A 24657-nucleotide genomic window follows, 5' to 3' on the forward strand; every position below is an offset into this window, starting at 1 on the left:
GGTTAGGGGAGGTTATAAAAAAACTACCTTTAAATACCCCGCCCCTTGGGGCGGGGATCATTTATTTTTTGGGAGGCGAACTGTCACAGTGAAGGGGTTTTTTAAAATTTTTGGCTGGATTTGCCTGGGAATTTTCCTGCAGTTCAAATTCAATATCCTTTATGGGATCGTTTTTCTGGAAAATCTGAATTTCCACGAACGCACCTATATTATCAAAGCCCAAAGGACACCCGTCAGTGAAGAAGCGAGCATCCTCCACATTGAAACCATTGTGCACCATTCCCTGGGGCCTGATTATTTTGCAACGGTATATATTCCAACAAATTATAAAGTGTTGAATCTAACTCCCTATATGGGAACCGAGGTGCCCCAGGGGTATCAGGCGTTTCAAATGAAAATGAAGCGCCGTTACCGGGATGTTCTGGCCGCAACCGATTTTATAATTGCCCCCCAGGACTCTGTAAAGGAAAGCCCTCCCTCCCCTATCTTGGTACACTTTGAAAACCTGGAGCAGTTTCTTCATAAAGACACCACCTATCTCCTCTCTATTAAAAACAAGCGGGTCCAGCTGGAAGGTCCTGAATTGGTCGAATCCAAATATCCGCAAAAATTTGGTATGTAGCCGCTGATTTTGAGATACGATAAGAAGCATGAACCCTCGCACCAAAGAATTTAAAGATTACTACACGATCCTGAGCGTTCCGGAAAAGGCGACCGATGCGGAAATCAAAAAGTCTTACCGGAAGCTCGCCCTGGAAAATCATCCCGATCATCATCCCGACGACCCTAAAAGCGAAGACAGGTTCAAGGAAATTACCGAAGCTTACGGAGTTTTGATCGATCCCGTTAAAAGGCGGGAATACAATCTCTTTCGAGCAGCCACCCTTTCCGGAAGCGGTCCTGGCCCGAATCCATTCAGCTATTCACAGCAGGACATTTTTGAAAACATGTTCCGGCAGGGGTTTTCCAGGGATATTTTCGAAGAATTGAATCGGGAGTTTGCCAAATCGGGAGTTCGCTCGGGCAACCCTTTTTTTCAGTCCATGCTTTTTGGCGGCGCTCTCGGCGGCCTGACCCGCATCCTGGGAATGATCCCCGGCCCACTGGGGAAAATCGGCCACGGTATCCGAATCGCGCAAATGGTCGGTTCCTCGCTCATGGCCTACAATCAGATGCGACAGGCGCAAAAAAAAACCTCGCCGACGGGAAAAGGCGAGCCATCTCACGACATTCTGGACTCGGTGAAGGGAATCCTGAAAAAGGGCGTTAGCACCCTTGCCGCCCCTGGCAAAGACTCGATGAACATCAACCTGTCCATCACCCTCCCGGCTGTAGAAGCACTGAACGGCACGCGAAAAAAAATCTCTTATAAAGCGGGCAAGGAAACCGAACAACTGGTCGTTCGCATCCCCTCCAATTTCCCCCCGGATGGAAAGTTGCGTATCCCCGCAAAGGGCAACATCAAAAACGGTGAACGCGGGGACTTGATCCTCACCGTCAAGATTCAATCCTGAAATTTCCCTCACCTAAGCCCTTGGCGACCCTAAAAAGTTTTTCTCAAATCGTTTCTATTTCCCTTCCAGACAGCGTATAATTGACTGTAATTCCATTAGTTATTTAAATATCCGGTCAGCGAACAGATGCCTTATAAATACCTCAAAAAATACCGATGGTGTTTTATTTTCCTAAGTCTATTTGCGTTCACAGCCTGCACCAAAACCAACGCTGAGGATAAATCCGGAAAACCCGACAAACCGGTGCCTGTGGTCGTGACCCAGGTAAAAAAGCAGGCCGCCAACATCAAGATTGAACTGCCCGGAACCATCCTCGCCTGGGCAACCACCCGCATGGCTGCGGAAATCGACGGACGGGTGGAGAAGTTTTTCTACCAGGAAGGCGAATATATCCAGAAAGGCAAATCCATCGTTCAACTGCACACGCGGCCTCTGGAATTGGAGCTGGATTTTGCGCAAGCGGAAAAACAACAGGTTGCCAACCGGCTGAAAGAATTGCGAACCGGAACGCGGGTAGAAGTTCTGGATGGAGCCAGGGCGGGTCTGGGAAAAGCCCAGGCCCGTGTTGACCTGACGAATCAGGAATTTAAGCGCATAAAAAAATTGAAGGATGACGGCGTATTGAGCGTCAATGAATATGACAAGGCGGTGGGCCAATTGGAAGAGGCCAGGGCGCAGTTTAACGAGAAAAAAGCCCAGCTCGATGAACACGTTGCCGGCCCCCGGATTGAACAGATCCAACAACAGGAATCCAGCCTCTCCGCGGCGGAAGCCAAAGTCAATATCATAAAGGATCAAATTCAGCGGGGAACCGCCTTCGCCCCATTCAACGGTTTTCTGGTCAAAAAGGAAACGGAAATCGGCCAGTGGCTGGAAAAAGGAGACCCCCTGTTCACTCTGATCGCCGTCGACCCGGTCAAGGCGGAAGTCCATTTACCGCAATCCCAGTTCAACAAGATCCAATTGGGGATGTCGGCCCAGGTCATCATCGAGACCGAGGACCCGAACGAATCCAATAAAATTTTTAACGGGGAAGTCATAGAAAAGATTCAATCCGGCGACCCTCAGTCCCGCACCTTTCCAGTGCGAATAAAAATCGACAATCCTAAATCTGAAATTGCCGTGGGCATGCTGGTCCGGGTCAAATTTTATCAACAAACCCAGGGAAAAACCCAACTTTATGTTCCCAAGGATGCTTTGGTGCGTTCTCCCTTTGCCACCGTGGTCTGGCGCGTGGATAAAAAAGAAGATCAAACCTTTCAGGCCGAAAAAGTTACGGTGAAGCCCGGCGATCTGTCCGACAGCTTGGTTTCCATTGAACCGGAAAATGATGGCATCAAAGAAAACGATTGGGTGGTGGTGCATGGAAACGAGCGGCTTCGACCAGGAAATCAAGTCACAATAACCCAAAGTCCTGCTGAGAAAAAATCTCCATGAAATGGATTGAAGGTTCATTGAAATACGGAGTCACCGTGGCCGTGGGAGTCACCCTGATCATCCTGTTTGGCACCCTCTCCCTGTTCCGCATTCCAGTCCAGCTGGTTCCGGACGTCAGCCAGCCCGAACTGACCATCACCACCGAATGGCCGGGGGCCAGCCCGGAAGAAGTCGAGCGGGATATTATCGATGAACAGGAAAAACACCTGAAATCCCTTGTCGGTCTGGTCGAAATGAAAAGCCTGTCCCAGACTGGACGAGGGCAAGTGTACCTATCCTTTCAAACCGGAGCGGATTTGCAGGAAATCCTCGTACGCACATCCAATGCTCTGCAACAGGTCTCCTCCTACCCCGAAGATGTGGACCAACCGGTGATCAAGACCGTCAACGTTTCCGACCGTCCCATTGCCTGGTTCGTTCTGCAACCCCTGCCCGGTATGGAGGACAAAGTCAACGTTTATCAGTATCGCGATTTTGCGGAAGACAAAATTCAATCGCGCTTTGAACGCGTGCCCGGCGTCTCCGATAGTGAAGTTCGCGGCGGCAGTCGTCTGGAAGTGCATGTCACTTTTAATCCCGATGCACTTGCCGAACGGGGCTTAAGCGTTTTTGCACTGAGAGAGGCCTTGCGCCGACAAAACCACAATGTCAGCGGTGGAGATTTTGATGAGGGCAAACGCCGATATATCATCCGCACCCAGGGAGAGTTCCGATCCATCGAGGATATAAAAAATACCATCTTAGCCCAAGTCAACGGACGCGCCATTTATACCAAGGATGTCGCCGAGGTGACTGTGGATTATGACGAACTGCGAGACTACGTCCGTCATAACGGGTTGGCGGGGATCGCCATTAATGCCAGGAGGGAGCTGGGGTCGAATATTCTCACGGTCATGAAGGAACTGAAAAAAGTTCAAGCCGACCTGAACGAAAATCTTTTGCATCCGTTAGGTATGCATCTGGTCCAGACCGCGGACACAACCGAATACATCACCCGCTCCATCGACATGGTGCAGATCAACCTTGTGGTGGGGGGCATCTTCGCCACCCTCATTCTCCTGCTTTTTTTAAGGAGCCTGTACAGCACGTTGGTCATCGCCATTGCCATTCCGATCAGCGTGATCGGGGCTTTTTTAGTGATCACCGTGATGGGCAGAACCATCAACGTCATCATGCTTGCGGGGATGGCGTTTGCGGTGGGGATGGTGGTCGATGCGTCGATCATTGTTCTGGAAAATATTTATCGCCACAAGCAAATGGGAAAACCCACCCGGCAGGCGGCAGTTGAGGGAGCCAGCGAAGTCTGGGGCGCCATTTTAGCGACCACTCTCACGACGCTGGTGGTGTTCATTCCCATCCTTTTTATTGAAGAGGAAGCGGGTCAATTGTTCCGGGACATTGCCGTGGCCATCAGCGCCGCGGTGACTCTTTCCATGATCGTGAGTATTCTGGTCATCCCTCCTTTAAGCAATAAACTTCTGCAATATGAATCTGAACACCGCGAGGATTCGATTTCATCATTTAGAAAAATGTTTAAAAATCTTTTTGGCTTATATGCTTTGGCGGCTAAATTCAGGGAAGTTCTTCTTTCCTGGCTGAAAGTTCTTTTTCGTTCACGAAAAGCGCAGTGGGCCGTCGTGGTTTCATTGACCGTCCTGCCCGTTACCGCCGCCTGGATCATGGTGCCAAAAGCGGAATATCTGCCTGAAGGAGACCAGAATGTCATCATCGGCATGATGATTCCCCCGCAAGGCTATAATATCGAGGAGGTTCACAGGCTGGGCAATGAATTGGAGAAAATATACCGTCTTTATTGGGAAGCGAAGGCTGGAAGCGAGGAAGAAAAAAAATTAAAAGGACCGGCTGTGCGAAATTTTTTGTTTATCGGCAGTGGGGGCCGGTTATTTACCGTCGTCAAAGCCAAGGACCCCAATAGATCACGAGATCTCATCCCTGTCCTCAAGGGCGAATTGGAAAAAGTGCCTGGAATGATCGCCGTCACCCGCCAGCTTTCCTTGCTCACCGGGGCATTCCGCGGTTCCAGGGGAATCGAGATCAATATTCAGGGTCCCGATCTGGCTAAATTGACGTTAATCACTCAAAACGCGTTTTTCAAACTCAAAAAATTGATGCCGGATGCACAACTCCGCCCGGTCCCCGGAATGGAGCTGGGTCAACCGCAGATCCAGATCATCCCGAAATGGCGGGAGGTCGCGGAAATGGACGTGAATGTTTCCGAACTCGGCTATTCTGTATCGGCGCTGGTGGATGGGGTGTTTGCCGATGAAGTCTATCTCGACCCGGAGAAACTTCAGGTGCCCTATGTTCCAAGGGATGGAATCGACCTGATTCTGAAAAGCCGTGTGCAAGACGTTCAAAAGACCCAGGATATCGGCAAAATGGTGGTCTACACCCGAATGGGGAAAACGGTGCCATTGACCAGTGTGGCCTTGCTCCCGGAAACGGTCAGTTCCGAACAGATCCAGCATTTTGAGCGGGAACGATCGATCACGCTCGAAGTGGTGCCGCCTGCGAAAATGCCCTTGGAGGAAGGCATCAGAATTGTCCGCCAGGAAATCATTCAGCCTCTCATCGACGACGGTACTTTGAGCGGCGCCTATTCCATCCTCCTGACCGGCAATGCGGATAAACTGGAAAGTACCCGGAAAGCGATATCGGGAAATTTTATCCTTGCGATTATCATCACCTATCTTTTGCTCACCATACTATTTCAACACTGGGGTTATCCATTGATTATCATGCTGAGCGTTCCTCTGGCGGCAGTCGGAGGCGTGTTTGGACTGTGGTTGCTGAACCTCTTCGTACTTCAGCCCCTGGATGTCTTGACCATGCTGGGATTCATCATTCTCATCGGAGTGGTGGTTAATAACGCCATTTTGCTCATCCACCAGAGTTTAAGGAATATGCGCGAAGAAAACATGCAACCCCAGCAAGCGATTCTTGAAAGCGTCAACACGCGAATCCGCCCGATTTTCATGAGCACGTTGACCAGTATTTTCGGCCTGATGCCGCTGGTGGCCCTCCCAGGAGCGGGCAGTGAAATCTACCGGGGCATCGGCGTCGTGATATTATCAGGATTATTCTTGAGCACCGTATTCACCCTCATTCTCATTCCCTGTCTGATGAACCTCAGCACCCATAAAAATCTCCTCAAACATGGATAAACCGACCATTTTAAAATTCTGGCAAAGTTTTTTTGCTGACCTGTTTCTGGGCACGTTTAAAAAACTTTTTCTATTCAGCCTGATGGGAATTATGCTGGGCTTGCTGGCTTTGTTTATCTTCAAGTCAACCATGGTGGCAGACCTTGATTGGGATGGATGGGTAAAAACGCTGGTTCTTATTGTGTTTTTTTTCTGGTTCGGCGGATTTGGAGTACTACACGGATTGCTCCATGCCGTGATCTTAATCGCTGAAAAAAAATTTATCGAAGCGGTTCTGGGACTGCACGATCTTCTCGATCTATTTACCAGGGAAGTTATCGCCAGGATTCCAAAGTTCAACAAAAACACCCCGAAAGAGGAACTATCGAGGCAATTCGACAATATCGGCAAAGATTTTCAACAGAAACTTCGTTTGAAAGGCATCATCGGCTGGGTCTCCAGCCTGTTTTTTTGGGTCCTGCTCAAGGCACTGAAAATTTTATTTCTGGACAGTGTTGCAGAAGAGTTACTAAAAAACCCCTCGGATCAACTATCGTCCAGCGACATCGAACACGCGGTGCGCCGGGTGGGGGTGGAAATTATCTTAGCTCCAATAACCGATAGTTTATTTTTATTTCAAATCCTGAACGGGGTTTTGATCATCTTATCCTTCATTGTCCCGTTTGGGATATTCTGGTTGCTTTAAAATATTTAAAACCATAAAATAATCAAATGGGCATTTTCAAAGCAAAGTTAAAATCCTTTCTTCCCAAGCTGGGAGTCTTGCTGGTTTTACTCAGCTTCGGCTTCATGACCGGGCTGGCTCCCGTTCTGCACGCCCATGAATTGGATTTCAATGCCGCTCATGACGATTGCGCCCCCTGTCACTGGAGTCAATTCAACCAATCGGTCGAAACCACAGCCACGGCCCTGATTGCGGCTCCTCTGCTACAATTTCTGACCTTTTCCCCAGCCGAATCCATCGGCCAGCAGTTTCGGAAGAATATCCTCAATCGCGGTCCCCCTCTGTTTTCATAAACATCCACTTACTTAAAATCCAACAATAATTTACTGAAGGCACTTGAACCCCTCCTGCTCAACGGGAGCGTTTTACTGTGGTCTTCTGCATGGAGAGTGTTTATGAAAACCTTGAGCCTACTCTTTTTGGCGTTGATTTGCGCACTGGTCTGCCCAAATGCCTACGCCGAAGAGAAAAAATATTTTACAAATCGTATCGAAGAACTCGAAAAGAGAGTGAAGCAGCTGGAGTCGAAAAAGCCTCCAAGACCCTCCACTTCCCCGGCCCTTCGTGGGCTTCCTTCCGGTTCCTCGTCAGCAACGGGATTTTCCCGTTTTTTCAACCCCGCCATCAGTATTAATGGCTTACTTCTTGGCACTTATGCCGATCAAGGAAGGAGTGACTCTTCACGAGAAGTGAAAACAGGAATGAAAGTTCAGGAAGTGGAGTTAAATTTCACGGCAAACGTCGATTCCTATATTCTGGGAAACTTAACGATAGCCTTCGAAGACGATGAAGTGGAAATCGAAGAGGTCATTGCCTCACTTATTGTAACCAACAGTCTGGCCTTCCAAGCTGGGAAATTTTTCACACCTTTTGGCAAACACAATCTATTACACACGCATAGATTCCCATTCATCGACGCCCCTTTGATCAACAAAGAAATCCTAGGCGATGAAGGTATCAATGAAGTAGGAGTCAGTACGTCATTACTTTTGCCAACGACATGGTTTTCGGAAATCACCCTGCAAGTCCTCGAAGGAGACAATTCCCTATTTAGCGGTCCATTAAATGATGATTTTCTTTATCTCGCTCATTGGAAAAACCTGATTCAGCTGACAGAAGAACTCACCGCTGAGCTAGGCGGTTCGTTTGCATATGGGAAAAACAGCCTCGCCTCCGGTCCTTACAACAGCACAACATTGGCGGGAGCCAATATGACCTTTAAATGGAGACCGGCAGGCCGGGAACTGTACCGAACCCTGATTTGGCAATCTGAATTCATCAATTCCTCCCGCGAAGTGGACAAAAAAGGCCTGTATACTTCATTAAGATATCATTTTAACCGCCGCTGGTGGGTTCAGGGACGGTACGACTTTTTAACTGTTCCCCGCGATGCTGTGAGCGATGACGAGGACAGAGATATCGCACAGACGAAAAATCGCTACACCGGTCTTCTTGCCTTTGTTCCCAGCGAATTCTCCACACTTCGACTGCAATACAATTTCCTGGATTCTTCCGTGGCTGAAAATGAGCACCAGGTACTCTTGCAACTCAATTTCACTATCGGGTCGCATCCAGCGCACGCTTATTAAGGACATCACAAGTTAAACTAAACTCAACAAGGTGAAAAAATGAGACCATTAAATTTGATAACAATTGTTTTTGTTTCTTTTATATTTTGCTTAATCCTTCCAGGTATGGCACTGGCCAAACTCAATGTCGTTACCACGACTGAGGATATCGCATCCATCGCCAGGGAAGTGGGAGGCGATCTCGTTAAGGTGCAAACCATCGCCAGGGGTTATCAGGACGCTCACGTCATTCAAGCCATACCCAGCTTCATTCTGAGAGTCAACCGTGCCGATTTACTGATTTATCAGGGTCTGGAGCTGGAAGTGGGCTGGCTTCCGTTATTGATTCAGGGTGGACGAAACAAAAATGTCATGCTGGGGAAACTAGGCCATCTCGATGTTTCCCAGGCCATCACCCCCTTGCAGGTACCCGTGGGACAATTGGACCGCCAAATGGGAGATGTGCATCCCCTGGGAAACCCGCACTACACCTTGAACCCTGAAAATGGTTTGTTGATAGCCGCAACCATAGAGAACCGGTTGACCCTGCTGGACCCTGACAACGCCGACGCTTACAAGAACAATCTTGATCTTTTCCGCAAACGCCTTGAAATCAAAATTAAGGAATGGAAAGCGAAAATGGAAAATTTCAAAAATTTAAAGGTCGTAACCTATCATTTAACCTGGTGTTACCTCCTGGATTTCTTCACCCTCGAATCCATCGGTACTATAGAAAACCGGCCAGGAATTCCTCCCAGTGGGCGGCATCTTTCTGAACTGGCGACCCTAATGAATCAAACCGGAACAAAATTTATTTTGCAGGCAAACTTTTATGAAAATGAATATTCCGATTTGCTAGCCTCCAAGACGCAAGCCACCCTACTTGTCTTGCCCGTATCTGTTGGAGGCATCAAGGAAGCACACGATTACATCTCTTTATTCGACATCCTGATCGACAAAATGGGGAAAGCCTTTGAGAAAAATCAATCCACCTCTAAAAATAAAATCCCGTAAATCCATATGAACGATTTTTTGACATTCATGGGGCCACCCGTAGCCGCATGTTTATTACTGGCCGTTGTATTTACATATTTTGGTTGCCACGTTCTTAAACGGGAAATAATTTTCATCGATTTGTCTCTGGCGCAACTGGCCGCCCTGGGGACAACGCTTGCCTTTGTGCTCGACCTCGAACTGGACTCTCCGGGTTCTCTCGCACTGTCTTTTCTGTTTGTTATTGCCGGGTCCGCTTTTTTTTCATGCACAAAAAACCTCAGTGAAAGTATTCCACAGGAAGCCGTCATCGGAATCGTGTATGTCGTGAGCGCCTCCTTAGCTTTACTTTTGGCAAGCCAGATGCCGCATGGAGCGGAACACCTGAAAACGCTTTTGAATGGTTCCATCCTTTGGGTCACCTGGGGCGGGGTGTTGCAAATTTTCGGTGTGACCCTGTTGGTCGGAGGATTGCACTGGGTGAAGAGAGTCCAGTTTATCGAACAATCTGAAACCTATAAAAATTCGATGGGCGGGAAATCGCAGGGTGGAATCTGGGATTTTTTATTTTACGTCACATTAGGGGGGGTCATTATCTTCTCGGTGAGAACAGCAGGTGTTTTCTTGATTTTCACACTTCTCATTATTCCCGCAGTCTGTGGAGCGCTCTTTTCCCAATCTATGGCTAAACAGTTCACTATCGGTTCGATTCTGGGCATTGCCATCAGTCTGGCGGGTTTACTTCTTTCATTTTTTCTCGATTTACCAACCGGCGCAACGCTCGTTTGTTCGTTCGGCATGGCATTTTTAGCATCGCTTTTACTGAGGCGTATAAAACCATCCGTTTAGCTTCCTGTAAAATTCACCCCATCTGCAAGGAACAGGCATCGGCTTCGACAGAAAAATAATCTGCTATTTTCAATTCTTTCGATCGAAGGGGAAACAAAAGGAGCTATACCGGCTTATGGGTCCCCAACAGATTCCAGTTTTGATGATTTGTTCGCGATCTGGCAAGATTTTAGGGTATATTGTGGCCTCAATTAACTATCGGCTATCTTCTTTTAAATATTTTTCGCATGTCTCGAGCCCAAACCGGGGTTTCTCCCCTCCTCCCAAAGAACACATTAATCGTTTCTTTCCGTGTCCGGGATATTCCGATGTCCGCCATGAGTGTCGGGCACGTTGCGGCCAATGTTCCGGGGCTCGCCAATGAATTCCGAAAATCGGCATCGGGTTCGGATTTGGTCTATACCATTGGGTTTGGCTGGCAATTGTGGAATTTCATCTGGCAAGGAGCCATGCCACCAGGCTTTAGTCATCTTGAAGACCCGGAATACTCTGAAGAGGATATTGATGAAGACGAAGAGAATTCCGGTCCGACCCTTCTATTCAGCTTTTCCTCTTCGCAGTCCGATATCCTGCAGGAACTCGCGGATCAAAGCCAACATCATCTAAAAAATATTGCCGACGTTCATGACATGATCCTGGGAACGCCGATTGAAAACCCTGCCTCTCATCTTATAAATGAGGAAATGGCAGCCGACGCTTTGATCAGCAATAAATATCCCGAGTACGCTGAAAGCAGTTATTTGCTCAATCTGCGTCTGAACTCGCAAGCGGAAGAAGAAATCCAAAATGAACTTTTAGCCAAAGACATTCTTTCGCTCACGGAAAATGAGCTGGGGTTGATCCACCACCTTTATGCCTGGAAAGTGAAAAAAGAATCCGGGCACCACCTGATGGCCTATTGCAACCACGTAAAACCCTTCCAGAATATTCTGGACCAGCTCGCAGAACCATCCGACAATTCACTCGAAGCTCCATGGAATGGTATCAAGAGCCACCCCTCGCTATATTTCCTCCCTTCTCTCGAGATATTAGCAGGTCTGAGAATGGGAACTTTGAGAATGGGGCCTCTCTCGCCTACTGCCCGCTGGAAATAGGGAATTCCCTCAGATTGGGTGATAAAACAGTAAATTGAAGGAAATTTTTTAAATTTTCGGTATATCTGGAATATTTTTAATGTTACGATTTTACCTTCAAAAAATTCAAACCAGCCTATTAATTATCAATTTCAAATTGAATGAATCTTTCAATTTGAGGAAGGATAACGATGATCAAAAAAGATACCGTCGTCAGCATGAGTTACAACTTGAAAAATCCAGAAGGTGAGAACCTGGGGAGCGCCGATAGTAGCCAGCCTCTCACTTTCCTGCAGGGAGCGGGTCAAATTGTTCCTGGGTTGGAAAATGCACTTGAGGGTTTAGCCGTTGGCGATAAAAAGGATGTCACGGTAACTGCCAAAGACGGTTATGGCGATTTTAGCGCTCAACTAAAAATGAAGGTGGAACGCAACCAGTTCCCTCCTGATGCAGACATCAAGCCGGGAATGCAGTTTCGTGCAAATATTGGCGGCGATCACGAGCAAACTTTTACCGTCATGGATGTCAAAGGTGAGGAAGTGTTTATTGACGGCAATCATCCGCTGGCGGGACAAACGCTGCATTTTTCCGTGGAAATCATCGCTGTTCGGCCCGCCACTCAGGACGAACTGACCCACGGTCATGCGCATGGACCGGATGGCTCCCATTCTCATTAAAGAAAGGGAGGGCTGGGGGAAAGCGAACGCTTTCCTTCAGGCAGAGGCCAGAGCGTTGAGACGTTCCCGGATATCCTGCCTTTGGTGATGCCCCAGGTACAACAGGCCATCCGAAAGCGAGTAATTATCTGGGAAGGTCATCACCTCGCGCCCCAGTTTCTCGACGATTTCCTGATACAATTCGGTCGCCTGGTCCGCTGTCATTCCCACCGTTCCCTCATAGGAATACCCCAGACTCAAATCCTGATCCGGCGGCGTGTAGATTTTTGTGATATGCCATTCCGCCGGATTTTTTTCCAGTGGGGTGCCTTTTTCCAGGTCGAATTGCGAAGCGATGCAGGAGAACCCCGGCGAATCGAGCAACCTTTGGTTGTCGAGCACGAAGTTGATGGAATCCATGACTTCTTCACGGGTCTCGGTGGGGAAACCGCAGATCAGATAAAAGTGCATGGCGATACCGATGCGTAAGCACTCTTCCACCGTCTTATCGACGACTTCCAGCTCAACCCCTTTTTTCATGGAGTCAAGAACGCGCTGATTATACGATTCCAGCCCAAAAATTAATTTCCGGCATCCCGAACGATAGAGCAGTTCCATCCGGTTTTCCTTCAGCATACTCTTTTCAAATTTGAGCTCGCCCGTCCACTGAATATTCAACTCCTGATCGACGATTTTTCCCGCAAAGGTTTTCATGAAGTTGATCGGCAAGGCTTCATCGGTGAAGAAAAAATAATTGCAGTTGTATTTTTCCTTGAGGCTTTTCACGTCGTTGACCACATTCTCCGCATAGCGCACATGGAAATCCATGTGGTCAAAAGGAATCGAGCAAAAGGCGCAACGTTCCCAGTAACAACCTCGTGACCCCATGATCGGCAGGACGCGCTCCGGTGAAAGATACAGATCCAGAGGAAGTCCGTCAAAATCCGGTGTGGGAAGCGCGTTCAATTCTTCCTTGGCAAAAGGCCGGTTGACCTGCACCTTGCCCTCCACTTCGTAGACCAGGTTCGGCACCTTTGATAAATCCTTGCCACCTCTTAATTCCTGCACCAGCCGCAGGAGCGGAGTTTCCCCTTCGTGCACGATGAAACTGTCGACAAATTTGAAAAGAGGCGAACCTTTCTCCAATCGATCCACCAGCTTGGTGAACACACTGCCACCCACGGTGATATGAATGTCCTTGCGATGCTTCTTGACCAGGTGCGCCAACGTCAGTCCGGGAATGATCTGCTCCACCGAGGTGATGGAAATCCCCAGAATGTCGATGTCTTTCTCTAAAATGGACGGCAGGTACCATTTTTCATAGAGATCGTAAAAATAATTTTCTTGCGGGTGATTGAAAGAATCAACGATCTCTTCCGAGGAATACGGGGTGAAGCGCAGTTGACTGCCAATGACCGTCAACTGCGAAGGAAAATAGGGAGCCAGGATATTGTCCAGCCAGACATCTATGATCTTGAGGCTTTCCATATACCGTTCCAGATCGTAGAAGTCCTCACAGCGCAGAGACTGTTTCGCCGCGTCGATCTGATCCTTCAACGAAGGGATGATCTCTTCCGCTTCCAATAGCTTCGCGTATTTTTCCTGTTCAAATTTATTGCGGCGCGGATTCATTCTCAGCTCATTGAGCTCACGAATGATGCGTTCGTATAAAGACTTGGTCTTCTCCCAGGTGCATAAATCATCCAGCAGTTCGATGGCGAGATCGCGTTGCACCACATCATGAATGTCGTGTTTGGCAAGAAACGCCTTGAGACTTGGAAGACTCAAATAAGGCTGGGAGGGATGCCAGGAAGATGGAAACACCAGATAAATCATCAGTAAATTCCTTTATTCAACGAAACAAACCGACCTCTCGAAAGAGGCCGCAGTTTGCTCAAGGCTTGGGAGCCATAAAAACCAGCATCACCAATTTTTCGTTCGTATGGTTGACCACACCGTGGTCCAGTCCGCTGGGGGCCAGGGTGATTTCATCGGCTGTCATTTCACGTTCTTCAGTACCGATGGTCACCTTTCCCTTGCCCTCCAGAATGTAATACACCTTGTCCGACCCCTCATGAGAGTGGACCTTCTGGGACTGACCCGGTTCTAAACAATATACATCACAAAAGAAATTGTCCGTATCAAAAAGGGGGACTTTTTTCAATTTTTCGGGGCTGAAAGCCACCAGATCTCTAACTTTAACAACGTTCATAAGCGCCCCGCCATGCTGGATTTTTTGAAATACAGGGATTGGACTGGGCCGATTGCAATGAATCCCCCCACCACCCCTTCACGGAAACATTTGGAAAACATGAGATTTAGAAAATTTTATCATAGAAATCAAGTGCATCCAATAAAATTAAAATTCAATGAGTTTTGCTGTCCAATTCTGTTGACTTCCAAGGCCATATACACTATTTTCCATAAAAACATCGCTGGAAATTCCCTCGGAGAGAAACAAGGACCGCACCCATCGGAACATACAGGAATGAATTTAGGGTCTCACTTCGGGAATCGGAACAGACACAAAGACGGGACGTAGCGCAGCCTGGTTAGCGTACTTGACTGGGGGTCAAGAGGTCGGAGGTTCAAATCCTCTCGTCCCGACCATATAAGATAAGGGTTTGCGGGATTTATATCGCAAGCCCTTTTTCTTTTATGCCGTATCCGTCCCACCATAGTCCAACTTTTGCGAGATTTCCTCTAGCAGGTTGCTGAAAAACTATTTTTGGGACCTTAAAATGTTAATTTCAAGTTTACTGTTAATTTAAGAAAACCAGTAGCACAGGCGACCTATCCTTAAAGTCAATGCGGAAGTGCGGAATTTAATTCCGCCTTTCTAGCCTGTGCGCAAAGGCTGTGCCACTTAAAAGCAAAAACCTGTAAAACTTAACTCGCTGACGGATTTTTCTCTTTTTCAGCAACCTGCTAGGGTAGCCGATAAGGATCATTGCGGTTTTGAGGCTGACGACCTATATTTATCTGGCAGGGTTGGATGATGATAGGAGATCGGTCATGTTAGTTGCCGCTATTGAGAGAAATCAGGCGTCTGGGGGTGACAAAATCGTGGCAAGGGTTATGCCCTCCCCACGGTCCGCGTCAATTGCAATAAGAGATGAGCCTTCAAGCTTTCGTAGGCAATTCCCCAGACAAAAGGACAATATTAGCCTGGGAACCCAATCCTCCCCATCCTTTCAAATTTGGAGTCCGGATTACATCGTTTCTTTGAGCGAATCTGCAAGGAAATATCGAGGTCAGCCCTTATCTTAAGCCCCCTGCCCTCTTAATCACTATAGAATCACTTTTTTTATGGAATATTTATCCCAACCTTAGGTTTTCTCGGCCCGGTCAGCTTTTCGGGAAGGAGAAAGCTAGGTTGTCTGTCCGTTTTTATTTATAATGATTTTTGGTCCACTGTTTACGAAATTACCCTGAAATTAGAGGAACCATGAATATTTTAGTCGCCCTAGATTTATCCGAAGCGTCGCCAATAGTTATTGGACAGGCCAAAAAGTTAGCAAAAGCTCTTTCCGCGAAAATATGGCTTTTGCACGTAGTCAATCCAGATCCTGAGCTTGTGGTGGCGCCGGTGGGTTTCGACGATGCTACTTACCTCCAAAATGTCGGAGAAGTGAGGGATGCCATCGCCAAAGAGTTTCAGAATGAGCATCGCCTGCTGCAACAGTTCAGCCAGGAATTGCGATCGGCTGGGTTGGATTGCACCGCGCTTCTTGTTCAGGGATCTACCACGGAAACAATTTTAAAGGAGGCGGCCAAGCTGTCCGCGGATATGGTGATTCTGGGTTCACAGGGGAAATGGGATCTGGAGCGTTTTTTTCTTGGTAGTACCAGTGAAGGGATATTGCATAAATCCCCTGTTCCCGTTCTGGTGGTCCCGACACATGGCGCCACTTAACATGCACCTTTATTTATGAATTAAATTTATCGTGATTCTTCTCATCCTGTTGGACCGCAATTGATCTCTTTCTTCCCCCAGGGTCACTTCGATCACTTCAGGTTCGTCCCGGACTTCTTTCAGGGTCATAACCTTTTTCTCCTCCAGGACAATTATCATGTCTTCCAAAATCATTACCTCCTGCAATAAAACAATAAGTTGCAGGTTTACCCTGTAACCCCTTGCTATTTTATGCTAGTTTTATAGAGTGGATTTTTGATTTTGAAAACCCACCATCCTCTAATTAAATCCTGACACAAATGTATTTGAATACAAAAAACGAAGACACCATTTGCAAAATTGATTACGAAGCAATAGAAAAAGAATTTGATGAACTCATAAAACTTAAGGACCTGGACCTAAAAACCGCCGAGACACCTGCCCTTGTTGAATCTTTTGAGGAAGATTTGGGCGAAATCCTTTCCGACGCTTTCGATGAAGGGGCGCCCTATTCCTCTCCATCCCTCCTTTGCATTCACCGCATTCTTTACCGGATCAACCGCCTGAAACTTTTCTGGTACGACGATCTGGACAGTTATGCCAACGAAAACTCTCAATACCTTCTAAAAATTCGCAACCAAATCGAAGACACCTGGCAGACCTGGGAGATGGGTCATGTCAATATAGAATCTCTGTCACCCCTGGATGTTGTCTGCGGATTGAGGGAACGGATAGCAAGAGACCTGGACCCGGAACCCTCCAAAGAGAGTTTATATTTTCGCAATGAGATGACAAATGCGGGGTACCGCCGACTGTTGGCCATCGCTTCTCTGGATGGATTGGTTGAAGCGAGTCAATTGTCCCGAGTATTGGGAGGTGCGGCCAATGAAATTCAATCCATGCTCACCCGGATTTTTTTGGAGGAGTATGGCGGCGGGCGATACTCCCGCAAGCACTCATCTTATTTTTGCACCATGATGGAAAAGTTTGGCATGAATACCAAGCCGGAAGCCTACTTCGACCGGGTTCCCTGGGAGGTCCTGGCCAATATCAATCACAGTTTTTTCCTCAGTGAGAGCAACCGGCAATTTTTACGCTACGCGGGAGGCTTGCTCTATACTGAAGTTTCTGTCCCCGCCGCGTTTATCAATTATAGTTTAGCTGGTGAACGCCTTGGTTTGAGCAAAGATGCTTTTGCCTACTGGGATCTGCATATTAAGGAAGATATCAGGCATGGTCAATGGATGCTGGATGACGTTGCGATTCCGCTGGTCGAGCGCTACGCTAAAAACGCAGGGGAACTTCTTTTGGGATATGATCAACAACGGTTTTTCAGCGACCGGGCAAGCCGGGCCGTGGCGAAAACCCTTCAAAAATTGCATCGTCCCTAAGGGTTTCAGGCCTGATTTTTATCTTAAACCAGGCAACCCATTCTCATGCTTCGATATCCCCCTGAGGGACATGAAGATAACGGTCAAATATCACAAGTTCAGCATGACAAGAAATTGTTTTTTTAACGTTACCCCCCTGTCGCCCTGAGCCTGGTCAAAGGGTAAACAAGGAATAGGCTACCTACTTTTCCCAACCTCCTCCTCGACAGCCCAGTTCCCGCAACTCACATCCCAACCTTACGGCTCACAGGGTGACTATTGATTGAATAATCTTATTGCAGGGCCCTGTAGGCAGGTTCGCGTCACAGCTTAATTGTACACGGCAGTTTGTTTATAAGAACGACTGCCTAAAATTTGCTTCATCTTACGCATGACCACGGGCATACTTCGTATGGACCACATTTCTTTTGTGCGATGGTTTACAAACCCCTTGACCAAACGGGAACAGGATGAAGAACAAATTTTCTGGTATTCATCATTAACCCTGGCGTCGTCCGCTATGAATATTGAATATTCGCCCAACTGGTAGGTTTGCACAGGGGTTTGCACAGAGGAACCCAACCCCGTGCAAGATGCTATAAACAAAAATATGAGTGGCAGAAATTTTTTCATTAATTATATAAAAGCAAATTCCTTGCCAACTTGAGAAAATTATAGGGCCAAAATTAATCCCCATTTTTCAAAATGTTTTAAAAATGGTCCGTTGAGCATTAGCCGAGTGAATGTTAAAATTTCATACAACTGCGCAAAACATAACACAATAACTCATTGAATTTAATATATTTATAAATTTTTCAGCCAAAACGATCAAGTGACATCCGACCCACACTTTTTAAGCTCACAAGAAAAAATCCTGGTCATTACAGGCCAGGACTTAAGGCATCAGTATTTTGTCAACCAGTTGAACGCCCAATTTCCACTTGTGGCGGTGCTGACAGAAGCGACGGGTTACCCCTCCCCTCCCGCGGCTTCTGAGGAGGAAAAAAAAGCATGGGACTGGTTTTTTACCCGGCGGATGGAATATGAGTCCAAGGTGTTTGGAGCTGTCAACAAGCCGCTTAACCAGCCTCCTGTTATTAAAATCCCAAAAGGTCAATTGAATTCACCTGAGACCCTTCAAATCATCAAACGGTTCAACCCTGGATTTATTGCCATTTTTGGAACCGGAATGTTGCAGGAGAATCTGCTCATCCTTTATCCCGGACGAATCTTCAACCTGCATGTGGGACTGCCCGGCTTCTACAGGGGTTCGTCCTGTAATTTCTGGCCTATTTATGATAAGCAGTTGGAAAAACTGGGAGCGGCGGTTCACCTAACCAATGAGGGAATTGACAAAGGACAAATTGCCGCGCAGGCCGCTATCGAATTGGATGACAAGGATGATGAACAAAGCCTTGCAGGCAAAACTTTGCTCGCGGGGGCTCAGTTAATGATTGCCACCATCATGAATTGGAAAAATAAAACTCTGAATTTTTCTCACCTCACAAAACCTGGAAAATTATATTTGAGGAAGGAATTTACACCGCACGCGGTTTTGCGTGTACGGCAGATGGTTGAATCGGGGGAGTTGACACATCAACTAAAACTAATAAAAAAAAGGAAGTACCAAACCGATGGTAACAGGATTTAATCGCGGACCAACCGAACGCTTATCGTCGGATTATTGTAAGTCTTCAAATCCGTTTTACTGTACCCTCCCACAAAAAAGAAATAACGGGCGGATTTCACTCCCATCTCTTCACTCGACCAGAACCCGTAGCCACCACCCATTTCAAAAACCTCCGAGATCCCGACAAGAAAATTCTTTTTTTGGTCATAGGCCAGTACTTTTCCATTTTCATCAAAAATAGCCTGATATTCCTCGATGGTGGGCACCCGCCAATCAGAATATCCCGCATAATGTTCTGTGTTCATCTTCTCAATCCAGGACATAGCTTCATCCCAATTATAGGGTTGTCGCCTTTCCATAATTCTAAAATCCCGGGTCATCCACATCAAATTTGTTTTTGTATCCTTTGCCGTACCATTCGTATATTTTATCCAACTTCCAATTTTTTGGCTGGTATCTTCCAGTTTCACATTTTTAGCCCAAATTGTGTAGGCTTCAAACATCCCAAACACCAAAATCATGGCCACCATGATATAAACCATTTGTTTCTTGGCTTGGACCAGGCCATGAACTTGAGAACCGAGATTTGTTTTTTCGGCTTCAAGCTCCGTCTTTACTGTGAATAATTTTTCACGTTCCACCAACTGAGCTTTCAATTTGAGAATTCTTTCATTTTCCTCAACGCCCGCCTGAATGGTTTGCGTGAGAACCTTAAAGTCCAACGGTTTTTTAACAAAACGAAAAACCTTCGCATGATTGACCACGTCTTCAATCAGCTGAGAGTCATAATTCCCGGTCATCAAAATTCTAACAGTATCCGGCTCCAGCCCTTTCAATTTTTCTAAAAACTCTGTCCCCCGCATGGTGGACAACTTGTTGTCGCACACCACAACCGCCACAGGCTCATTTTCATCTATAATTTCAAGCGCATCGTCAGGATCGGAGGCTAGCAACAACGTATAGTTTTCGGGTGCCAATAACTTTTTAGCTGTCACAAGAATTTTATTATCGGCATCTATAATTAGAACTTTTATTTCAGGGTCTGCCATCGCTTACCACTTTTTGAGAGTTATAAATATTTAAAACCTTCAAATACCCGTATCCATTCAATTTAATTTGGTTTTGGCTATTCAACTAGGATATCCGCTTTCGATCCGTCTGTAAAAACATAATCCCTTATAATTCAAATAGTAACAACAAAATTAATTGAAAAATCGGCGGTTGGGAAAAATTACTTCGAGGCCGTTTTAGGCCGGATAGGAGGGTTTGGCCGTCAGAGTATGTATTTCTTTTAAAAGATCATTACGGGAATAATCTCCCTTTTGGAAAATGCAATCCACTTCTTTCTTAAGTCGTTTCAATTCCTCATTCGAAAGTTCTTTAGCTGTGATAACGATGATGGGAATATGTTTCCAATTATCATTTTTACTGATTTCAGATAGAACATCGAATCCATTGAACTCCGGTAAAATCAAATCCAGAATAATCAGCCCAGGAGTCTCGGTTTCCGTCAAGCTCATAGCCGCGTTTCCATCCACGGCCTCAAGAACGACCAACCCCTCCCTTCTTAAAACCCGGCACAAAGCTCCGCGGTTGGTCGCATCATCCTCTACGACGAGAATTGGAGAGACAATCGATCTCGGCTTCATTTGTCTTTTAACAACTTCCAAAAACTGATCCCATTCAATCGGTTTGGTCAGTAAATCCGACGCGCCCAGTTCAATGGCTTTTTCCTTTTCATCTTCAACCGAGAGCATGACCACAGGGATCGGAGCTAAACGAGGATCTTCTTTCAATTGTGACAACACCATCCAACCTTCAATTTCTGACATCAATACATCCAGGGAAATGACGTCAGGGTGAACCTCGTGTGCCAAACGCAATCCCTCGGATGCATTGAGCGCCGTATAAACTCGGAACCCTTCCATCTCCATAAACCGCCGGATGAGGTCGCATTCGGCAGGATCATTATTGATGGCAAGAAGCGTCTCGTTATTTTTTCCGGAAGACAATGCGGCGTCCTCTTGCTGAGATGCAGAGGGTTTCTGGAACTCCTCCGCTTCCAAAGAGGTCATTGCTTCAGAGGGAGATGCCTCAATCACTCCTGTACCATTTCCCGACTCGGTGGCATCGGCAGGAAGTTTTGCGATAAACACCGTTCCCTTGCCCGGTTCGCTTTTAACGGTGATATCCCCTCCAAGCATCTGACAGAGGCGACGGCTGATGGCCAGACCCAGGCCTGTTCCTCCATACTTCCGCGCCGTAGAGTTTTCAGCTTGAGTAAATTCCTTAAACAGTTGAGTAATCATTTTCTGACTGATGCCAATGCCCGTATCGGAAACAGAGAATGTCAACCATTCCGTTTGATCCATCGTCTCGCTGCTCACCTTAAGTGAAACCGAGCCATCTTCGGTAAACTTGCAGGCATTGCCGAGCAAATTCAGAAGCACTTGCCGGACTCTCCCGGAATCGGAAAACATGGTCCTGACATTTCCCTGACTGGTAACGGAAATCGTATTTCGATTCTTTCTGGCAAGCGGGCGAATGGTGGACATCACATCTTCCACCAAACTGAGAACCTTGAAATCTTCAAGATTGAGATCCATTTTTCCCGCCTGAATTTTGGAAAAATCCAGGATATCGTTGAACAAAACCAGTAAATGCCGCCCTGAAACTTCTATGGACTTGAGATCTTCGATTATATCCGGCCGGTTAAATTTTTTGGTCTCATATTGAAGAATTTCGCAATAGCCTAAAATAGCATTCAGTGGGGTGCGGAATTCGTGGCTGATATTGGCAATGAAATCACTTTTGGCACGCGCGGCTCTCTCCGCTTCCTCCTTGGCGACGACCAGAGATTCCTCGGCCAAACGCCGGTAGGCAACCTCCTGCTTGAGTTCGTGAGTTTGTTCTTCCAGAGATTGAGTTCGCTTCTGAACGATTTCCTCCAGGTTTTTATTCTGGTCAGAAATCAACTTGTGGAGAGAGGCGGCTTCAATCGCATAAGAAGTGTTTTGCAAAATAATGGAAAGCGGGTATAAGACGGTTTCCTGTATATCCTTATCCTCGCGGGTCAGAATCCCGGCAAACATGCCCCTTACCTTGGACTTGGTCGCCAGCACATGCAGGATTAATGACTTGCCATATCTTTTAGACTTGACGACCACGGGCCGATTCTGGTTAACCGCCCAGGCAAAACTGCCGTTTTCAATTTGCTCATCAATCTCTTTCTGAAGATCCGATTTTTCACTTTCGGGATTCACTTGAACAAGTTCAAAACCAGAGTCATCGCTGACCAGAAAAAAAGACATCACCTGAAAATCCAGCAATTGCTCCAAATGCTCCCCGCACAGTTTTAAGATTCGGGTCATATCACATGCCATGCTGGCATCGTGCTGAAGTTCCCCAAGAGAAGCCATTAATCCCAAGCCATATAGGTTGGAGCGGGCCAGCTTCTCGAGGTATCCAATCCTGGCTTCCTTCTTTTCGTTACTTTCCATGGTTTCTCACATCTTGACTCCCACCTACTTAAAAAAATATTTCGGCCAGATCATCCGCCTGACAACTCACCTGAGTCACAACGGAAGACAACATACTGGCAGGTAATCCCAGTGCATCCCATGCCTTGAAGTCCATAGGAGGAACATATCGCTCTCCACTGCTTCCCAACTCCAGAGTCTGAGCCACAATATCCGCCACATGGGTTATCGCGGCTTCTAAAGGAAAATTTGGGGCGCTGGAAGGATTATGATGGTACTGAACCCCCTCAACCATTTGCGCAGGAAGATTCCACTTCCTTAACAACGCACCGCCAACCTCGGCATGATCCCATCCCAGAGCTTTGCTTTCCGCCTCATGCAGTAGTCCTCCCTCCGCACTCAGTTTCAACACCCGGCTCATATCTTCAGGAATGGTCAGATACAATAACAGACGTCCCAAGTCATGCAGCAGACCCAGAACATAAAAACGTTCGGGGTTCGACTCCTTCAAATAAATGCCAATCACTCGTCCCGCCAGGCCTACGGAAATACTGTGATACCAAAAGGACTTCATATTGACGGCATTCTTTGGAATTCCATCAAAATTATTCACGATCGCTGTCGCTAAAGCCAGATCCCGTAACTGAACCATCCCGACAATTGTAACAGCATGCGTGATGGTTTCCACTTTCGAAGAAAATCCAAAAAAGGAACTGTTGACAATTCTAAGCAAGCGGGCGCAAAGGGCAGAGTCCTTGCTGATGATTGCACCGATCTCGGAATAAGAGCATTCCGGATCCTCGACAGCATCATTGATTTGATAGAAAATCGCCGGTAAAGAACCCAGTTGAACAGAATTCTCCACCAGATTTTCGACATCCTGAGTCATTCCCATGCACTCTCTTAAAGAGACTCTGTTTTTCTCAATATACACAATTCCATAAGTTCCGCTATGGCAGGGTGCTGTTTATCGGTATAACGAAACAACTCATCCACTTGCTCTTTCACTCCTGCGGAAACGTTACCTTCTTTTTTTTCTGGTGGGTCGGCTTCATCCTTCTCTCCCATGCTTTCCACAATATCAATCTCTGTTATTCCCCAGGACTTGAACGTACGCAGATGTTTTTCGGAAATACTTTGACCTTGAGACACGATCAACATCCCATTCTGATCCCTGACGTTATCCGCAAGAATCATGCCCTCCTGTAAATCTTTTATTTTTACCTTTACCATGAGTTTTTCTGTTCGAGTCTAAAATCGAACCAACGCGCAAACATTTCAACAATAAAAATATTAATAAAATAAAGAGATTCTGATGTTTTATTGTAACCAGAAAACCGACAAATTTATAATTATATTTACAGTGCAGGTGATAACTGGCAAAATATACCTTTGAGATTTCCCACCTTAGGGGGAAATCGAACTTTTCTATGATTTGGCTATGAACCTATTTCGGCACCTCCGCATTTTTATTTTAATCTTTGCGCACCTCTATTTCATCGGCTGCTCGCAAATGCATTCCGTAACAATCGATCCTGCGTTGCCGGTCAGCCGGTCGGATATTGGTCAAAATAAGCCCGTGGGCTTCAAAATCATTGATTCTCGCCCAAACAATCTCATTGCCAAATGGAGAGGACGGTTTAACTTCAGAAGCTTTCAAATCGTTCCCGATGAGGATCCTGCCGATATTTTGCATAATAAAATTGAAAAGGGTCTGCAAATCATCGGATTTATTCCAAGGAGATATTCTATACAACTGACCCGGGCATTAACGGTAGAAATCCTGCAACTTAAAAGCGTCTATCATGAAAAAGGGCCCCGACTGGGTGTCAGGGTTGACTCGGTTTTGCGGGCGCAGTGTGACAATAACAGAAAGACTTATAAAATGGATTACCGGGAACGCATCACCCGGAAATCAATTGCCCCCACATCTTTTCCCAACGAATCTCTGGTCAATGCCGCAATTTCAGGGGCTTTAAAAAAAATGTTTGCAGACCCCCGGTTGCTGAAATGTTTGACACAATGATAGAAGTTCCTTTCACCCTTGGTTTCGAGGTGCCACAAGAAGGGGTTCATTCAAAATATTTATGACATTACCCGTTTGTCTCCATTCTCTCCCCTTCATTTGCCAATTTTAAAATCAGCCTCCGTGACGATTCATTTCATAATGATTTCTAAAAATTGATATTTTTCCGCTTTTGCAATCACCAACCACATAAGGGTATCTCTAAAAATTGACTAAATGCTCCTAATCGTCAACTTAAGGAGATGGCTTTGTTTTAGT

General features: G+C 46.6%; 23 protein-coding genes and 1 tRNA gene. 16 read left to right on the forward strand and 8 right to left on the reverse strand.

The window, feature by feature from the left end; all coding sequences use genetic code 11:
- Positions 1–88 precede the first annotated feature (88 nt).
- The 11 genes from O3C58_12315 (at position 89) to O3C58_12365 (ending at position 12020) form a co-directional block, all read left to right on the forward strand.
- A complete protein-coding gene (locus O3C58_12315) occupies positions 89–622 on the forward strand; it encodes a hypothetical protein (GenBank protein ID MDA0692635.1) in 534 nt (177 codons plus the stop codon).
- 28 nt (positions 623–650) lie between these two features.
- Entirely contained in the window at positions 651–1514 is an 864-nt protein-coding gene (locus O3C58_12320; GenBank protein MDA0692636.1) for a DnaJ domain-containing protein, read from the forward strand.
- 126 nt (positions 1515–1640) lie between these two features.
- Positions 1641–2951 carry an efflux RND transporter periplasmic adaptor subunit gene (locus tag O3C58_12325; GenBank protein MDA0692637.1) on the forward strand — a complete coding sequence of 437 codons (1311 nt, stop codon included), beginning with the start codon at positions 1641–1643 and terminating at the stop codon, positions 2949–2951.
- Positions 2948–6136, forward strand: a complete 3189-nt coding sequence (locus O3C58_12330; protein MDA0692638.1) for an efflux RND transporter permease subunit — start codon at positions 2948–2950, stop codon at positions 6134–6136. The genes O3C58_12325 and O3C58_12330 overlap by 4 nt, the downstream gene beginning before the upstream one ends.
- Positions 6129–6821 carry a hypothetical protein gene (locus O3C58_12335; protein MDA0692639.1) on the forward strand — a complete coding sequence of 231 codons (693 nt, stop codon included), beginning with the start codon at positions 6129–6131 and terminating at the stop codon, positions 6819–6821. Before O3C58_12330 ends, O3C58_12335 begins: the two co-directional genes overlap by 8 nt.
- Before the next feature lie 26 nt (positions 6822–6847).
- The gene (locus tag O3C58_12340; protein ID MDA0692640.1) at positions 6848–7153 is read left to right on the forward strand and encodes a hypothetical protein; all 306 of its coding nucleotides are present in this window, start codon (positions 6848–6850) and stop codon (positions 7151–7153) included.
- A 102-nt stretch (positions 7154–7255) separates the two neighbouring features.
- Entirely contained in the window at positions 7256–8449 is a 1194-nt protein-coding gene (locus tag O3C58_12345; GenBank protein ID MDA0692641.1) for a hypothetical protein, read from the forward strand.
- A gap of 105 nt (positions 8450–8554) precedes the next feature.
- Positions 8555–9442 (forward strand): zinc ABC transporter substrate-binding protein, encoded by an 888-nt coding sequence (locus tag O3C58_12350; protein MDA0692642.1) that lies wholly within the window; start codon positions 8555–8557, stop codon positions 9440–9442.
- A gap of 6 nt (positions 9443–9448) precedes the next feature.
- Positions 9449–10270: a metal ABC transporter permease gene (locus O3C58_12355; GenBank protein ID MDA0692643.1), complete on the forward strand. Its 822-nt coding sequence runs from the start codon at positions 9449–9451 to the stop codon at positions 10268–10270.
- Between the two features lie 227 nt (positions 10271–10497).
- Positions 10498–11364: a hypothetical protein gene (locus O3C58_12360; GenBank protein ID MDA0692644.1), complete on the forward strand. Its 867-nt coding sequence runs from the start codon at positions 10498–10500 to the stop codon at positions 11362–11364.
- 170 nt (positions 11365–11534) lie between these two features.
- Positions 11535–12020 carry a peptidylprolyl isomerase gene (locus O3C58_12365; GenBank protein MDA0692645.1) on the forward strand — a complete coding sequence of 162 codons (486 nt, stop codon included), beginning with the start codon at positions 11535–11537 and terminating at the stop codon, positions 12018–12020.
- A 36-nt stretch (positions 12021–12056) separates the two neighbouring features.
- On the opposite strand, the gene O3C58_12370 is transcribed toward O3C58_12365, so the two are convergent.
- Complete coding sequence (locus O3C58_12370; protein ID MDA0692646.1) at positions 12057–13835, reverse strand: radical SAM protein; 1779 nt, start codon at positions 13833–13835, stop codon at positions 12057–12059.
- Between the two features lie 58 nt (positions 13836–13893).
- Complete coding sequence (locus tag O3C58_12375; protein MDA0692647.1) at positions 13894–14211, reverse strand: cupin domain-containing protein; 318 nt, start codon at positions 14209–14211, stop codon at positions 13894–13896.
- A gap of 320 nt (positions 14212–14531) precedes the next feature.
- Here O3C58_12375 and O3C58_12380 point away from each other — a divergent pair.
- Positions 14532–14609 (forward strand) — tRNA-Pro (locus O3C58_12380).
- Between the two features lie 838 nt (positions 14610–15447).
- Entirely contained in the window at positions 15448–15915 is a 468-nt protein-coding gene (locus O3C58_12385) for a universal stress protein (GenBank protein MDA0692648.1), read from the forward strand.
- Between the two features lie 9 nt (positions 15916–15924).
- On the opposite strand, the gene O3C58_12390 is transcribed toward O3C58_12385, so the two are convergent.
- Positions 15925–16083 (reverse strand): hypothetical protein, encoded by a 159-nt coding sequence (locus O3C58_12390; protein ID MDA0692649.1) that lies wholly within the window; start codon positions 16081–16083, stop codon positions 15925–15927.
- 131 nt (positions 16084–16214) lie between these two features.
- On the opposite strand from O3C58_12390, the gene O3C58_12395 reads away from it, so the two are divergent.
- Complete coding sequence (locus O3C58_12395; protein MDA0692650.1) at positions 16215–17285, forward strand: iron-containing redox enzyme family protein; 1071 nt, start codon at positions 16215–16217, stop codon at positions 17283–17285.
- A 309-nt stretch (positions 17286–17594) separates the two neighbouring features.
- Here O3C58_12395 and O3C58_12400 read toward each other — a convergent pair whose 3' ends face one another.
- A complete protein-coding gene (locus O3C58_12400; protein MDA0692651.1) occupies positions 17595–17834 on the reverse strand; it encodes a hypothetical protein in 240 nt (79 codons plus the stop codon).
- A 262-nt stretch (positions 17835–18096) separates the two neighbouring features.
- Between O3C58_12400 and O3C58_12405 the strand changes: the two genes are divergently transcribed.
- On the forward strand, positions 18097–18915 hold the full coding sequence (locus O3C58_12405; GenBank protein MDA0692652.1) for a formyltransferase family protein: 819 nt from the start codon (positions 18097–18099) through the stop codon (positions 18913–18915).
- Here O3C58_12405 and O3C58_12410 read toward each other — a convergent pair.
- The 4 genes from O3C58_12410 to O3C58_12425 all read right to left on the reverse strand — a co-directional run bounded on the left by O3C58_12410 (position 18912) and on the right by O3C58_12425 (position 23606).
- Positions 18912–19943 (reverse strand): DUF1566 domain-containing protein, encoded by a 1032-nt coding sequence (locus O3C58_12410; GenBank protein MDA0692653.1) that lies wholly within the window; start codon positions 19941–19943, stop codon positions 18912–18914. The genes O3C58_12405 and O3C58_12410 overlap by 4 nt on opposite strands.
- A gap of 198 nt (positions 19944–20141) precedes the next feature.
- Positions 20142–22394, reverse strand: a complete 2253-nt coding sequence (locus O3C58_12415) for a response regulator (protein MDA0692654.1) — start codon at positions 22392–22394, stop codon at positions 20142–20144.
- Positions 22395–22422: 28 nt separating this feature from the next.
- On the reverse strand, positions 22423–23268 hold the full coding sequence (locus O3C58_12420; GenBank protein MDA0692655.1) for an HDOD domain-containing protein: 846 nt from the start codon (positions 23266–23268) through the stop codon (positions 22423–22425).
- 8 nt (positions 23269–23276) lie between these two features.
- Positions 23277–23606: a hypothetical protein gene (locus O3C58_12425; GenBank protein MDA0692656.1), complete on the reverse strand. Its 330-nt coding sequence runs from the start codon at positions 23604–23606 to the stop codon at positions 23277–23279.
- 280 nt (positions 23607–23886) lie between these two features.
- Between O3C58_12425 and O3C58_12430 the strand changes: the two genes are divergently transcribed.
- On the forward strand, positions 23887–24399 hold the full coding sequence (locus O3C58_12430; protein ID MDA0692657.1) for a YajG family lipoprotein: 513 nt from the start codon (positions 23887–23889) through the stop codon (positions 24397–24399).
- Positions 24400–24657 lie beyond the last annotated feature (258 nt).

The sequence above is a fragment of the Nitrospinota bacterium genome (genome assembly GCA_027619975.1).
Taxonomy (GTDB): domain Bacteria; phylum Nitrospinota; class Nitrospinia; order Nitrospinales; family VA-1; genus JADFGI01.